This is a genomic window from Pseudoalteromonas sp. A41-2 (genome assembly GCF_015767615.1).
GTDB lineage: Bacteria > Pseudomonadota > Gammaproteobacteria > Enterobacterales > Alteromonadaceae > Pseudoalteromonas > Pseudoalteromonas lipolytica.
In genome coordinates this window covers 3459286-3473788 of sequence record NZ_CP065231.1, presented here as the reverse complement: position 1 = coordinate 3473788, position 14503 = coordinate 3459286, and the positions used below count along the sequence as shown (strand labels likewise).

Genomic DNA, 14503 nt, shown 5'->3' with positions numbered 1-14503 from the left:
CTAATTAGTGCCTGTAAATGGATAGTACCTATAAATTGCAAAAAAGTTTACTTTTTAGCAAAGGGCAACTCAATATATTCAAGCTCATCACCGGGGATTTTAGCAAAGCGCTGTGCTTGCCAATCTTGTTTTGCTTGCTCGATACGCTCTTTGCTGTATGCAACAAAGTTCCAGTGTAAATAAGGAACTTTATTGAATTTACTGCCACCGAGTAAAATAAAGCGGCTATGCACATGGGTCGTAATTTCGTGTTCGCTGTCATCGAGTAGAACAAAATTGTCTTGAGTATAGCGAGTATCACCAATACTAACTTCACCATAAATTACATACACAGCGGTTTCATGATGAGGATGCGGTTTAGTAATATAACTGCCTTGCTCTGCTACTGTATCTAAATAAAACATAGGTGAGTAGCTTTTCACCGGGGAGCTCAAGCCATAGGCATCACCCACGATTAGTCGCATCAGCACTCCTTTTTCTATTTTTTCAGGCAGTTGCTGTTTTTTGATATGTTCAAATCGCGGTGCTATTTCGGTCATGCTCTCAGGCAAAGCAACCCAGCATTGCAGACCATTAATGTCGTGCTCGCTTGCACGCACTTCAAGGCTTTCTCTTTCTGAGTGCACTATACCGCGACCTGCGGTCATCCAGTTAACATCGCCAGGTTCTATTTGCAGGCTATTGCCTAGTGAATCGCGATGGTAAATACTGCCAGTAAACAAATAAGTGAGCGTTGAAAGGCCAATATGAGGATGAGGCCCCACATTTATGCCTTCACCGCGAGGAAAGTGATTCGGCCCCATGTGGTCAAAAAAGATAAATGGCCCAACCATTTTTTTGTCAAAATGCGGCAAGATGCGTTTTACATCGAGCCCACCAATATCGTGGCTGGTTGCTGTTAATAACTTTGCCATATTTGCGCTCCTTAAAAACAAACCCAGCCAACAACCTAGGTTATTGGCTGGGAGAAATGTTATGCCTGACTACGTTTTAACATTAGTTGATCTAGGCTGATTTTGCCTGCACCAACACTGGCTAATGCTAAAAAGCCACCTGCCATTGCAATGTTTTTGTAGAACATTAAAAATTGCATTTGATCATCAAGTTGAAAGTGGAATAACAAAGCACTGGCCAGGCTGAAACCAGCAAAAGCGACAGCGGTTAGTTGTGTTAAGAAGCCGAGTAAAATAAATAACCCGCCAACCATTTCAAAAGCAATGACAAATGGCAGTAAGAACTCTGGTAAACCAACGGATGCCATGTACTGTGCTGTTGCATCGAAAAACTCGATTTTACTAAAGCTGGTGAGTAAAAAGATGGCCGATAAACCAATACGTGCCAATAAAGTGCTAATATTTTGTAATTGTGGTTGAGCTGAGATTAAAGTAAAAAGTTTCATAGTAGGTATCCTGTTTAGTTAAGCTGTGTGTCTGCGATGAAGTAACTATAAATTCACTTTAAAAGAATTAAAAATAGTAAAATTAGCGCTTATTATTCTTTAAAAAAGAATCTTAAAGAAGATTCAATGTGAAGTTATTGTTATCAATAGGATTTTGTTTTTCTATGGCTGCAAGCAGCGTGGTGTTTGCTAATCAAAACTTACCCAATAGTCGTCATTATGAGTTATTAGTTTCAGATATAGCGGTGCAGCAAAGCTGGCAAGTTAAAGACATAATTAAAGGTTATGAGATGTGGGAATATCAAATAAACCTTAATAAAGGCAATACATTAAAGGTTGATTTTGCTCCTTCAAACTCTAGTAACTACTTTAATATTTTACCGAAAGGTAACCCAACCGCTTTGTATGTTGGCCCGGCAAAAGGTGATCATGCTGAGCTTAAAATTCCTGATGATGGCAATTATGTGATTTGGGTATTTTTGATGCGCAATGCCGCAGGCCGTGATGAGCATAGTAAATTTACAGAAGATATTAGCGTTATCAAAAGCCCATTAAATGGGATGCACCCAAGCTGGGATGTCGATGGAGATGGGCCAATGATTGCGAGAAAGACGGCAGCTGTGATCACACCGTTGACTACAGTCTTCCTCGAAAGTCGAATAAGGCCTCTTATAAGGCCTCATTAAGTGACTTATTCAGGCGCGACTTCAAGGGTGGTAAATAATGAGTAACGCACGTTATCGATATCTGCTTCTGTTGGTTTTTGATCAACAGATGCTTCAATCAGATACATATCAGCGTGTTCGAATGTCACGGTGAAGAAACCTTCACTATCGGTAGTAAGTTTTACTTCATCACGCGCATTACGGTAACGAGCACTGCCGCGTACAATCGCTAGCTCAACGTTAGCGGCAGGTTTTCCATCCATTAATAATTGGAATTTAGCCTCTTCACCTGCAAATAAATCGTTTGGATGCGTTGGGCCCGAAATCTCTAAGCCTTGGCCAAGTAATGTGGGTTTAGAAGTGCCGTTACGGCTTACAAAGGTATCAACGGTTGCGATTGACTTAATCGTGCGTACTTCGGTTGCACCAGCAGGAAGATCAGCGTCTTTTTTACCTGTAAATACACGACCACGGTTGCCGTCTTTATCTTTGTAGAATGTCATTAGCAGGGGCTTTTGCTGCATCGCAATATGGTACGTCCCATCTTGCGATAAGCTAACGGCCGCTGAGTTTTTACGTTTTAGGTAGTACGCGCGAATCTTCTCTTCTACAGGCTTACCGTTTGGCGCAAGGGCGATTAATAAGTTGTCATCATATTCTGCGCCTTGTTCATTTGGGCGGTAGGCTTTGTCTGGGCTAAACAACTCGTTTGAAATACTGGCATCAATCATCACATAATGTGTTTTTTCACCCGATAAAGAGGTGTGCGATGGCATTAACCAACGAGCGTGTGCCTGTGCGTAACTTGATGCAAGTGCGGTGAACGTAACGGCACCGATTAGGGCCGTTTTTAATAATTTTAATTTCATTGTTTATCCTTAATTGCTAGTAATAGTAACGAAGCTAGTCGCGAATTCTTTTTCGCCAGCGAGAGTGACTTTGCCATCTTTTGTTAAGTCGATTTCAACACGGCTGTAATCACGGCCACCTTCTTCACGTACAACTTCCACATTGAGTAAATATTTACCGGGTTTAACGGGGTTACCTTTTAAATCCTTACCGTGCCACTCAATGGTGTAAGTACCAGGACGTTTTGTGGCACCTGTTACGCCGTCGAAGTTATCGTTACTGCGACCTGCTTTACGCCACCACTGACGTAAGTCTTTAAACCACTCTGCTTTTTCAACCCAAAGTGCCACTGTGGTTACATGTTTACGTTCTGGGGTTTCAAGCCAAAGCGCAACATATGGACGGTGATAAGGGGATACATCAAGCTCAGGCAAAGTGAACTCAACGGTGAGGTTGGCGTCTTTGGCAAAGCTAAGTGGGCTGAATAAACAGCTGAACAGTAGAGCAAGTAGTAAGTGGGCTTGTTTCATTAAGATACTCCTTTAAGTTGAGGCACCCAAACTAGATAAATAACCAGAGGTGTGACGACACCAAACAGTGTTAGCCAAAGCCCTGAGGTACGCTTTTTACGGTTTTGAAATAAAATAAATAAGCCAGTTATAGCGAAGATGATCATTAATACTGCTGAGATATCAATTACCCAGCTCCATGCCTCGCCTGTATGACGGCCTTTGTGCAAATCACCAATAAGGCTCATAACCCCACCTGTTTGGTAGTCAAGATTGAGCTCTCCCGTTTGAAAGTCGATTTCGGCATAAGCAAACCCTGCAGGCAACGGGTAGTCGAGCATGACTAGTGCGTCTTGTTTTTCCCATTCAATGCTTTTTACATTCTGCAGAGAAAACTGATCTGCCATATAGCGTTCAATTTCAGGGTAAAGAGTGGGTAATGCATTAAGGTTCTGCTGTGCTTTTTTGAAGAGCTGTGCAGAAATGAGCACGTGGGTTTGACCATTATGTTTGTCATTTTCAAGCCAACTTACGTGATTGAGGATGATGCCGCTGATACAAAATAAGATCAGTAGAAAAAATAGCGCGGTTGATAAATAAATATGTAAGGCACGGCTAACGCTATAAAACATGCGTTTATTGAAAGAGAACATAATGTAAGGTACTTGTTATTGATGCTCACATGATAATAGTTCGTATTATTAATAACAAGTGCGTTTACGTTCTTTACATTCGAGCAGTTAATACTGAATAGCGAGGTACGCAATAATGGCGAGTTGTGAGGTAAACAGGCTAGCAAGTAGCATTAATTGCAGCCGAGTGGATATGTTAAGTTGGATCAGCGTTGGATGATTAGGCTTTGAGGGACGATTGATTAAATAGCCCAACACGCACACCTCGATAACAGCCACAAGATACATAACCCAAATCGGTGCTGCGCTTTGCAGTAAGAAGAAATAGCCCACGGCCATGCCAAGGCCAGCTAAAAATTTTGCTCTTAGCGGAACCACTTTATAGAGCTGCCAATATCGAAGTGATTCGCCATACCGAGGATGATTTAATAGCCAAGCAGACAAAGCGGGAGAAGAGCGTGTAAAACAGCCCAAAGCAAGAATAAAGAAAATAGTTGTGGGCATCACAGGGAGTGCAATACCTATGATACCTAAGCCAACCATCAATAATCCAAGTAATTGATAGCAGCCATTTTTATAGGCGGTAAATACCGTTCTTACATTCATCAATATAATTGAGCCTGATAAAACTGAAAATGCGGTGATGCATATTTTGCAAAATCATACATTTATTCTGCGTTACTTTTAACTGTAGCTCAGCTAACGTTTTTTACCTAATGTTGCATGAAGAACGTTTAAGGGGGTTAAAAAATTACTGTGTTATTTAGAGGTAAACGAGGGATGGGTGCATAGAAAGTTTAAAAAAGCCCAGCAATAGCTGGGCTAATCGTTTTAAAAGTAGTAACCGATATTGATATTGAAGCGCGTTTCGGTCTCGTCGCTGTCGCCAGCTATTGAGCCACCAACAAACGGTTGGTTTTTCGCTTTTACAAGATCAAAGTAGGTAAATAAGCCACCTGCGGCGACCGACACACCCGTTACATTCATCCACGTGTCTGCACTGTTATCTGACTTATCGTAAATAATGCCGTAGTCATTATAAAATTGCAGGTTGGTTACTGGTCCCCACTCAACAGGTAAACTGTAAGCAATGTTGGCATTAGTCATGGTGGCTTCGGCGGCGATACTGTCATAAAAAGAGTAGGCACCGACAGCCATACGATTTACGTTATCAATGTCGTAATCGTATTCACCATGTTGCAGTTGGAAGTTCCACGGGCCAATGGTGCTGTTAAGGTGCACAGCCCAAGCCATGTAGTCGCCTGCTTTGTCTTCACCGTCGTGTAGGCCGCCTGATAACGCAGAAACACCTAACTCAGTGGTGCCACCATCATGCTCGAAGTGGTAACCATAACGTCCAGAGAATGTATTGTATTCACCTATCGCATTGGTGGGTTCTGCGTAAACGCCTTCGTCGGCATCACGAAAACCAACGACATCATACGAATAACGATCGCTGCGATTATCAACGTAACCGTCAACACCACCTAATTCATCATTTTTAAAAAAGCCAAGGTCAATTTGCCAGTTATCGGCTATTTTACGCTTAAATAACACACCTAAATCGTGGTCATCTTCTAAGCCAACGTAATAAGTGGTGCCAAAAAAGTAGTTATGAGAGTTATAAGGCCAGTTACCAAAGGGGACTTTGGTGATCCCTGCTTGCACTTGCCAATCTTCGGCAAAGTCATAGGCTGCATAGGCATATTTAACTGCAGTCATGTAATCGAAAAAACGAATTTCTGCATTTAATTGCACGTCACCAACATCGCCTGCAAAATTCAATCTGAAAATATCAAAATCGAAGTCGCCACCGCGGTTCTTATTGCCGTCATCATAAGATGTGTGACTAAAATTGGTACGTACAGCACCGCCAACTCGAATCCCAGATTCTTTCTTTTCGAGCTCTGAATCAACAGCAGCCGTTTGCTGCTCAAGCTGCTTTTGCTGTTTAGCAACTTGGGCATCAATTTGTTCTTGCTGCGCCGCTTGTTGTTTTGCTTGTTGCTCTGCTTTATCGAGCTGAGTTTGAAGTTGCTGCATCTGTTGCTTTAGTAATTGCAGCTGCTTTTGAAGGTCATCGATTTCTGATGCCTGACTAAGACTTGAAGTAGTGCCCAACGCTATCGCTAGGGCTAACTTTGAAAGTTTAAGCATGAATTATCGCTAATGTAAGAATGGGTACTATTTAGCATAGATGATATTCACACTGAACCCAAGGGTAGCCACATAAATTTAATATTAATCAACGGGTTTATTATTGAGACTCAATGGTTCGCGTAAGCGCACCTACTTCAAGTAAGGGGGAGGCATCAAGTTGGTCTGCATCCATCATGGCTGCAATACGTTGCATAGATGACAACAATAGACTTTGTTCCCACTCTTCAAGGGCTGAAAACTTTTCAATAAAGTGCTCTTGTAAAGGCTGTGGCGCTTTATTCAAAATTTCTTTGCCGCGCTCGGTAAGGTATAGACTGACACGGCGCTTATCTAGTTGACTGCGAACACGTGTAACTAGCTCACGGTTTTCAATGCGGTCTAAAATATTGGTGACAGTTGCGGGACTTAAATTAACGTTTTGTGCGATGCGGCTGGCCGTAATGCCATCGGTGTGCGCGACTTCGTTCATTATAAGTAATTGTGGGCCTGTTAATCCCGATGTTTTGTTGAGTTGTTTTGAATGAAGGTCGATAGCCCTGATAACTTTACGTAACGATACCAATAGCTCGTCATACTTTTGCATAGTTGTGTCTCTTTAAAAAGGCGGTATCTGGCGACCGCAATCGCGAAATATTACACATCTAATAAATTGAGTTCAAATAAATTACACCTATATCAGCCATAGATTAAAGCTAATAATGGCATGGTTTTGATTTGTATTTAGTTAGAGCAGAAATTAAATGCTCTATTTTGTCGTTTAGATAGGGTAATTGTTGTTAACACTGAAAATGCTAATATGGGGTGACTTAGCATTTGGTTGTAAAACATTTTCATCAAATAACTAAATATTATTTACTAATTGCCACCGCTTTGGGTAAGGTGGATTTTTCTTTCATTAAATGGGACGAATTATGAAGTTATCGCCATCAGTTACGATTGAACAAAGTGACACCGGACTTGAGTTTATTAAGGTTGCGAGTGAGTTGTGTGAAGCAACTATTTTTCTGCAAGGTGCGCAAATTACTGAGTTCACGCCTGCAGGCAAAAAGCCGTTGTTGTGGGTGTCTGAGTTAGAAGACTATCAAGAAGGGAAAGGTGTACGTGGCGGTATCCCTATTTGTTGGCCATGGTTTGGTGTAAGTCAGCATGAAGGTTGGCCTGCGCATGGTGTGGCTCGTACAGGTCTTTGGCGCGCTGAAGAAGTGAAAGAACAAGAAGATTCAATCTATATCAGCCTTTCGTTACCGATGACTCAGGTTGATGATAAATATTGGCCTCACAAAACTAAGCTACTTGCTGAATTTATTTTAACGTCGAGTCTTGAGTTACGCTTAACGACCACGAACATGGATAATGAAACCATTCACTTTACTCAAGCGCTACACACGTATTTCCCAACACCTGCGATTGAAGAAACCAAAGTTGATGGTTTGCAAGGGGCAAAATACATTGAGTTTGGCGAAGGCCCTTTTGAGCAGCATGACTTGGTTGCTTTTGCGCGCGAAACCGACATGGTGTACACCGAAGCAGAGGCTACACAGCGTATAATTACCCCAGACGGCATTATTGAAGTAGGTCGTGAAAACTCAACATCATGTGTGCTGTGGAATCCGTGGATTGAGAAGTCAAAACGCTTGTCGAACTTTGCCGACGATGAGTATCATGTGATGCTCTGCTTAGAAGCAGCAAATGTACTTGATGACAGTGTAGAGCTTGCGCCAGGTGCCAGCCATACGCTTGCAACGACACTTCGCTGGGTTTAATTTACCACGCTCAACGTTAGCACGTAAGGCCAGTGACACTGGCCTTTACAAGGAATAATCGTGTTTAGTAATCAACAAATCGACACTCTGCCTCGCCACCATACTATTAAATTTCAGCCACTTGCAGATAACGCTATTTGGCATGTACAAATTAATTGGCTGCTTTTTTATATTCCACTCATGACGGTCATTGTGGCTGTTCGGTATTTTAATCAACCGTTTGCTGATGCGGTATCTGCACCTTGGTTGCTACTGCTGCCCGTGCTCGTTGTGCTTTCAATGCTGTATAACCTTTACAGTGTTCGTGTAAAAGGGATTGCATTACGTGAGCATGATATTGCTTATAAGCGTGGTTTAATTTGGCAACAAGTGACTCTGTTACCTATTTCTCGAGTTCAACATACTGAGATACATCGAGGACCCATTGAGCGGAAACTTGGCTTAGCAACACTCAGACTCTACAGTGCTGGTGGCATGAGTGCGGATCTTCATATCAGTGGTTTAACAGATAAACAATGCAATGACATTAGGCAGTTTGTACAAAGCTATGGTTATGACAATCATGCAACAGTTGATGAGCTAGTCGATGAATAACAATGATTGGCAACGCGTGTCGCCGTGGGCACTTTTATATTTTATTGTGCATTTTGCTATTCGATTTGTTAAAGATGGCTTACTAAATTTACTGCCTATTTTAGTTATTTTTGTGACTCAGGTTGAGCAAAAATGGTTTTGGGGGCAAGTCGCAGCAAGCATCGCTATTGTCATGTTAGTTGTTTATGCATTTGCATATTATAGAAATTTTTCTTATCGCATCAGTAGCGAAAATGAAATCCTGTTAAACAAAGGGGTATTTAAGAAAGAGCGCTTAACACTGAAGTTTGCCAGAGTGCAAAATGTGAATATCGCTGAGCCCTTTTATTTCCAGCCCGTAAATTTGGTTAACTGTATTTTTGATGCTGCAGGCAGTAGCGCTCAAGAAGCCGTGATCCCAGGTGTAAAGCTCAGTTATGCCGAGCATGTACGCGAACAAGTGATGGCATTTAAAGCGCAGTTGCAGCAAAGTGACACGCCTGAAAAAGCGGAACATGCAGTACAACCATCAGCACAACACACACTCACGCTTAGTAACGCCGAAATAGCGAAGTTTGGTTTGATGTCGAATATGGCTATTTTAGCGTTAGCGGCGCTTGCCCCTTTTATGAATGCCATTTTTGATTACCTTGAAACCTCATTGATTGCGCGTCTAGAAGCCATGTTTAACGAGCAGGCTGCCTTTGTTGGCAGTGCGGCAGCATTGGCTGTGGTGACCGTTATTGTTGTTATCGTGCTGTGCGCTGTGTTGTTGTCGGTTACTATGGCTTTAATTAGGTTTTTTAATTTTCATTTATATTTTCAAGATAATAAGTTTAAACGTGTAGCGGGGCTCTTTGAGCGCCAGCAGTTATCAATAAGCTCAGAGAAAATACAAAGTGTACAAATTAAGCAAAATATCATTGCACGATTATTAAAGCGTTATACATTGATATGTCCACAAGTGAGCAGTGGTAATACAGCCCCAGGTGTTGCGGCGCATAAAAACAAACAAACACTGGTGATGCCCGTGTTAACCGCAGCGCATGTTCAGCAAGTGTGCCGTTGGTTGTTTCCGTGGTTTATTAATTTAAATGAGCTTAATTTTATTAAACCCGAACGGGCACTGCTGTATAAAAACACTGTGCTGTATGTATTTTTGCCGAGTGTGATTAGCGTTGTCGTTATTGATCAACTATTTGAAACGTTATCAATGCTTTGGGGTTTATTACCTGCGAGTATATTGATGGCTGCCGTATTTTTACGTTATCAAAAAACAGGCATGGCGCTATATCGACATGAAGGCCGCTCATTTGCCGTGTTTAGAACGGGAATGATAGGGACTCAGTATCGTTTGTTTGAAATTTATAAAGCACAAAGTGCCACGACTATTAGTACATATTTAATGCGAAAATCAGGTTTAAAAAGCCTGTATATACAACTTGCATCGGGTTCTGTATCAATGCCGTATATAAAATCAGTTGATGCAGAGCAGTTAATTGATTTTGTGCTTTATGAAATAGAATCAGAGCCACGCAACTGGTTTTAAATGAAAATGATTATCAATACCGTTGATTCGGTTTCGTTTTTGGGTATACTGTCCAAAAGTGAGGGATGCAGGTATTCAGATGATTTATTTACTTCCAATTATCGCTATTTCAGGCTTAGTTGCTTTACTGTGGTACGCGCGCTTTAAAAATGAGTGTAAAGGCTTTTGTATTAGTTGCGCAATTACTTGTATCGCGTTATTGGTAACCAGTGCAATGATGCTCGCAGGCCTTGGTGCGCTCAGAAGCAGTATGATGTTTGCAGTGACTATTTTTATTATTTATCAACTTTTGGGGTTAGTAAAACCTATCAAAATCGATTAATTTCTTACATTTTTTAACTACACCCGCGCAAAAAAGCAACGCATACTAGTGTGAATATTTAAAATCAATATACCCAAGCTGGGGATCAAGGATTATGATGAAAAAAGCACTATTGAGCGTTGCGCTGCTTGTTGCAGGCGAGGCGTCTGGCCAAGAAATATGGCAAACAATTCACACTGAGCATTTTAATGTACACTTTAGCGTTGAAAACCAACAGTGGGCGCAATCGGCTGCCACAGAGCTTGAAATTGTGCGTGATAAAGTGCTTAAGCAACAGCATCGTGCTTTGGATGAAGTCGTTGATGTAGTCGTGTTTGACCCTCTGAATGCCGCAAATGGCTTTGCTCTACCTGTCTCTAATAAACCCTTGATGGCACTTTTTACCACGCCACCGCAATCCGATACGGTGATTTCTAATACCGATGGTTGGCAACAGCTATTGATCTTGCACGAATATATTCACTTGGTGCATTTAGCTCAGCCGACTCGCAGTGATTTTCGTCAAGCAATTAAAAATAGCTGGGATCTGTATGACTTAGCAGAAAAAGACATGCCACGCTGGGCCGCAGAGGGTTACGCAACATTATTAGAATCAAAAATGACAGGCCGTGGTCGAGTGTTTGACAATTTGTCTGAAGCGATTTTAATTGAGTTTGCTCAGCAAGGTGCATTGCCAGGTTATAAGCAACTAAGCAATACAAAAGGCGGCTTTTTGGCGGGGTCGATGGCGTATTTGGTCGGTTCGCGTTTTTTGGCTTGGCTTGAAGAAAACTATTCAGAACAAACGCTTGATGCTGTTTGGACACGAATGCAGGCAGTAAAAGACCGTGATTTCGATGAGGCATTTACAGGTGTATTTGCTGATTCTCCAGCCAAGTTGTATCGCCGCTTTGTTGCTGAGTATACATACAAAGCAATGGCTAAAGAGGTAAGTGAACAACCACTTACAAGTAAGCTTTGGTTGGAGCTTGATCTCTACGCATCAAATCCAGCACTTAGTCCAGACAACTCTAAACTGGCTATTGTTGAGCGTAATAAAGAGGGTGATACACGTTTAGTTATTTACAGTACAGAGCAAAATACACAGGCTGCAGAAGAATTTGCAACACAGCAAAATGCGCTTTTAAACGATGATCCTCTGGATATTGTCGATAAAGCTCCCGCAGTATTTAAGCGTGAGCAGAAGCATGTATTGCAGCAAATAAATAGACAAGGGATTAAAAATCCACAATGGCTGGATGAAAATACGCTGTTTTTTACAGCAACAACCACCGTGGGCAAAGGGTCTGTTCTTGGGATTTCTGATTTATACCGTTACGATATTACAACGGGTGAGGTCACAGCATTGACGCATCACGCGGGCTTGCGTCGTTTTAGCATTAGCGAAAATGGCGAAACTGTTTATGCAGAACAAAATCAGCATGGTTTCTCAGCGTTAGTGAAAGTAGACCTTACTCATGGTGACGTCACTCCCTTGTTTACAAAAAGCCTTGAAACTGTTTATGACTACCCCGTATTAAGCCCTGATAAGTCGCGGCTGGCCTATTTGAAAACCACATTAAATCAGAATTGGCAGTTGTATATACAAGATTTAAACACGACAAAATCATATCGTGTGCCTATGCCTGCAGGGTATCAATATGTATCGCAACCTAATTGGCAAGCTGATGGGAAAGGCCTTTATTTTGTGGCGGGTAAAAATGCAGCAGTTGATTTGTACCACTATGACTTTGATAAAAATGAACTTTATCAACTAAGCCAAGGCCAAGAAGTTATGGCTCATCCTATGGCGATGAATAATGGTGAGTTATTGTATTTATCAGTCACACCGGATGGCCCAAATATTAAGCACTTTACAGACTTAACTCAGCGCGAAAAAGTGACTGAACTTGCTGTAAACCCCACACCACCGCGTGGTGTGACCGCAAGCGAAGTACTCCCTAAAGCGGCCATTTATCAACAAGCGACAGGTCGACAAACTGACTATGATGTATTACAGCAAAAGCCGACTCTCTCGTTGGGTTCTCAGTATTACTCCGCATCATCGTCAATATTAACCTTGGGTGTTAAAAGCAGTGACTTTTTAAAACAGCTTGATTTGCAAGCAGGCTATAGTATTGATTTACAAGATAGCGCATTAGAGGGGGCGTTTGCCGCTGCCAAATATTCAGCCTTTGATTTACACTTTAAAGCTTTGTTATTCGATTATCAGTTAGATACAGATAAACAGTACCACGGACACCATGCCGAAAAAATTGAAAACACGGGTATACACTTGGCAACAAGTTATCCAATGCAGTTTCAACAATTAAGTATCATTCCTTCTGTGAGTTATAACTACAGCGACTTTGTTCACGGCGATGATCAATGGTTAAAGCTGGGGCTAAAACAAAAGTGGCAATATGATAGACAAACAGTGGGGTTTTCTCAGTCAGCAAAGATAGCTTTACTGAAAGGTGATAGCAAAACGCATAATTGGCAAGGTTACGACTTTGCTACTGAGTTTGGTGCGCATGCGTTTAATATTCCTGTTTATGTTAACTTTGCTCAGCATTATCGTGACAATAATACGCTTGCGTTAGGTGGTTTTGCTTCTAACTTAATTAACAACGAGACTCAAAGTGGTTTAGTGGTGGCACCCGAATTACCGTTTATTAGCCAGCTTGGTAACCGCTATAAAGGTTATGGCGGCGGGGTTAGTTATAAAGATTCGCTCCCATGGCTTTACTATCAACAGCATCAAGTAGATAACCGAGTATATGCACAAAGCTATGGACTAAAATGGCAAGGCGAGTTTAGCTTTGGCCTAGGGCCTGCCGGGCTGAATGATGTGAATATTGATTTGGGCGTCGCCCGTGTTGAAGGCGACGACTTTGAAAACGATTTACGTGCTTGGCTTAGTATTTACTATTCTTTATAACGGTTACTGCTTGGTATTTAAGGCGAATAGTTTGGCGTGATAGAGCGCCCGCTTTTCGTCTTCCCTTTCAAGCTCAATGGCTTTTTCGAGCCACTCTTTGCTCGATTGCTCATTGCCTTGTTGGTAGTTAATAATAGCCAGCTCTAGATAGGGTTCAGACAAATAAGGTGCTAAGGCTATGGCGTCTTCGAGCTGCTTTCGGGCTTTAAAATACTGACCATTGTTGCGTGCATTTATTGCCGTTGCTAATAATTCGAACGGATCTTGCTTTGCTAGAGCAAGCTGTGAGTTGAGTTTAGTTAGAAGTACTTGGTCGTCGAGCTGTTCGGCCAGCACAGCGTAGTTATGAAGTAAATTGGTGTTTTCAATGTTGTGCTGTAATGCGGTTTGATAAATATGTTTTGCTCCCACTAAGTCACCAGCTTGACGGTGTAATACCGCTGCAAGATTATACAGTGCAGGATCGTAAGGGGTGTAATCGCCAGCTTTAAGAATATAGCTGTAACTTAAATTAAATTGTTTAGCGGCTAAAGCCTCGGCTGCTAAATTACTGTAGTAGCGACTTATTAAATCGTTTAAATGGGCTTTGCCGGTATAAAAACTGCCGCGGCTCGGAAAATAATCAATAATACTTCCCGGTGTGATTAAGTAAGTCACCTCATCATCAAGTGGGGCATAGACTTTGGTCCTAAAATGACCCGATACATACACAATATTACTTTCTTTGCTGTATACCGGTTCACTCGACACTGATTGAAACCCTGTTTTTAGCCCAGCTAACTGAGCATACGCCTGAGTTAAAATAGCAAGGCTAATACAATTACCTTTCTGTTTTTGAATTGTCTCAGAGGCAGTGAGTGTTTCACTGTAATAGTTAAAATTAGTGAGTTTATTTTCTAAATAGTGATAGAGAATTTGATCATCTCTGAGATAGCCACCTTGTCTTTGTGTAAAGTAATCAAGGAATTGTTGTTGCTCGTCGATGGGCAGAGCAAATAGCTCAGTGTCTTTTAAAGTAACAGGCTGAAAAAGTGTGCTATTAAGGAGGTCTGCAACACGAGGTGGCATAACAGGTTGGTTACTTTTACTGGCACATCCGAGCAGTAACATACTGATAAGTAAGATGCAGAAGAGTTGCTTCATCATCTACCTCTAAGCTTGT

Annotated in this window: 14 protein-coding genes and 1 pseudogene; 6 read left to right on the top strand and 9 right to left on the bottom strand. The window is 41.7% G+C overall.

The window, feature by feature from the left end; genetic code table 11:
* Nucleotides 1-47: 47 nt before the first annotated feature.
* Nucleotides 48-914 carry a pirin family protein gene (locus tag IT970_RS15650; RefSeq protein ID WP_036973604.1) on the bottom strand — a complete coding sequence of 289 codons (867 nt, stop codon included), beginning with the start codon at nucleotides 912-914 and terminating at the stop codon, nucleotides 48-50.
* Nucleotides 915-973: 59 nt separating this feature from the next.
* The gene (locus tag IT970_RS15645; protein WP_036973603.1) at nucleotides 974-1399 is read right to left on the bottom strand and encodes a DoxX family protein; all 426 of its coding nucleotides are present in this window, start codon (nucleotides 1397-1399) and stop codon (nucleotides 974-976) included.
* Between the two features lie 164 nt (nucleotides 1400-1563).
* Here IT970_RS15645 and IT970_RS15640 point away from each other — a divergent pair, with 164 nt between their 5' ends.
* Entirely contained in the window at nucleotides 1564-2085 is a 522-nt protein-coding gene (locus IT970_RS15640; protein ID WP_051501945.1) for a hypothetical protein, read from the top strand.
* Between the two features lie 5 nt (nucleotides 2086-2090).
* Here IT970_RS15640 and IT970_RS15635 read toward each other — a convergent pair whose 3' ends face one another.
* The 6 genes and pseudogenes from IT970_RS15635 to IT970_RS15610 form a co-directional block, all read right to left on the bottom strand.
* Nucleotides 2091-2933, bottom strand: coding sequence for a DUF4198 domain-containing protein (locus IT970_RS15635; protein ID WP_036973602.1), 843 nt, complete (start codon nucleotides 2931-2933; stop codon nucleotides 2091-2093).
* 9 nt (nucleotides 2934-2942) lie between these two features.
* Nucleotides 2943-3443: a DUF2271 domain-containing protein gene (locus IT970_RS15630; RefSeq protein ID WP_036973601.1), complete on the bottom strand. Its 501-nt coding sequence runs from the start codon at nucleotides 3441-3443 to the stop codon at nucleotides 2943-2945.
* Nucleotides 3443-4075 (bottom strand): PepSY-associated TM helix domain-containing protein, encoded by a 633-nt coding sequence (locus tag IT970_RS15625; RefSeq protein ID WP_196857471.1) that lies wholly within the window; start codon nucleotides 4073-4075, stop codon nucleotides 3443-3445. The genes IT970_RS15630 and IT970_RS15625 overlap by 1 nt, the downstream gene beginning before the upstream one ends.
* Before the next feature lie 201 nt (nucleotides 4076-4276).
* A pseudogene (locus IT970_RS15620) lies at nucleotides 4277-4660 on the bottom strand (YbaN family protein); the annotation flags it as partial.
* A gap of 225 nt (nucleotides 4661-4885) precedes the next feature.
* Nucleotides 4886-6211 carry a porin gene (locus IT970_RS15615; protein WP_065979480.1) on the bottom strand — a complete coding sequence of 442 codons (1326 nt, stop codon included), beginning with the start codon at nucleotides 6209-6211 and terminating at the stop codon, nucleotides 4886-4888.
* 100 nt (nucleotides 6212-6311) lie between these two features.
* Nucleotides 6312-6797 (bottom strand): MarR family winged helix-turn-helix transcriptional regulator, encoded by a 486-nt coding sequence (locus tag IT970_RS15610; protein ID WP_036973598.1) that lies wholly within the window; start codon nucleotides 6795-6797, stop codon nucleotides 6312-6314.
* 328 nt (nucleotides 6798-7125) lie between these two features.
* Between IT970_RS15610 and IT970_RS15605 the strand changes: the two genes are divergently transcribed.
* The 5 genes from IT970_RS15605 to IT970_RS15585 all read left to right on the top strand — a co-directional run bounded on the left by IT970_RS15605 (nucleotide 7126) and on the right by IT970_RS15585 (nucleotide 13341).
* A complete protein-coding gene (locus IT970_RS15605; RefSeq protein WP_118844755.1) occupies nucleotides 7126-7977 on the top strand; it encodes a D-hexose-6-phosphate mutarotase in 852 nt (283 codons plus the stop codon).
* A 60-nt stretch (nucleotides 7978-8037) separates the two neighbouring features.
* Nucleotides 8038-8571: a PH domain-containing protein gene (locus IT970_RS15600; protein ID WP_036973596.1), complete on the top strand. Its 534-nt coding sequence runs from the start codon at nucleotides 8038-8040 to the stop codon at nucleotides 8569-8571.
* A complete protein-coding gene (locus tag IT970_RS15595) occupies nucleotides 8564-10099 on the top strand; it encodes a PH domain-containing protein (protein ID WP_196857470.1) in 1536 nt (511 codons plus the stop codon). Before IT970_RS15600 ends, IT970_RS15595 begins: the two co-directional genes overlap by 8 nt.
* Before the next feature lie 79 nt (nucleotides 10100-10178).
* Nucleotides 10179-10421, top strand: coding sequence for a hypothetical protein (locus IT970_RS15590; protein ID WP_036973594.1), 243 nt, complete (start codon nucleotides 10179-10181; stop codon nucleotides 10419-10421).
* Nucleotides 10422-10518: 97 nt separating this feature from the next.
* Nucleotides 10519-13341: a TolB family protein gene (locus IT970_RS15585; RefSeq protein WP_196857804.1), complete on the top strand. Its 2823-nt coding sequence runs from the start codon at nucleotides 10519-10521 to the stop codon at nucleotides 13339-13341.
* A 3-nt stretch (nucleotides 13342-13344) separates the two neighbouring features.
* On the opposite strand, the gene IT970_RS15580 is transcribed toward IT970_RS15585, so the two are convergent.
* Nucleotides 13345-14487, bottom strand: a complete 1143-nt coding sequence (locus tag IT970_RS15580; RefSeq protein WP_231387293.1) for a tetratricopeptide repeat protein — start codon at nucleotides 14485-14487, stop codon at nucleotides 13345-13347.
* Between the last annotated feature and the right edge of the window lie 16 nt (nucleotides 14488-14503).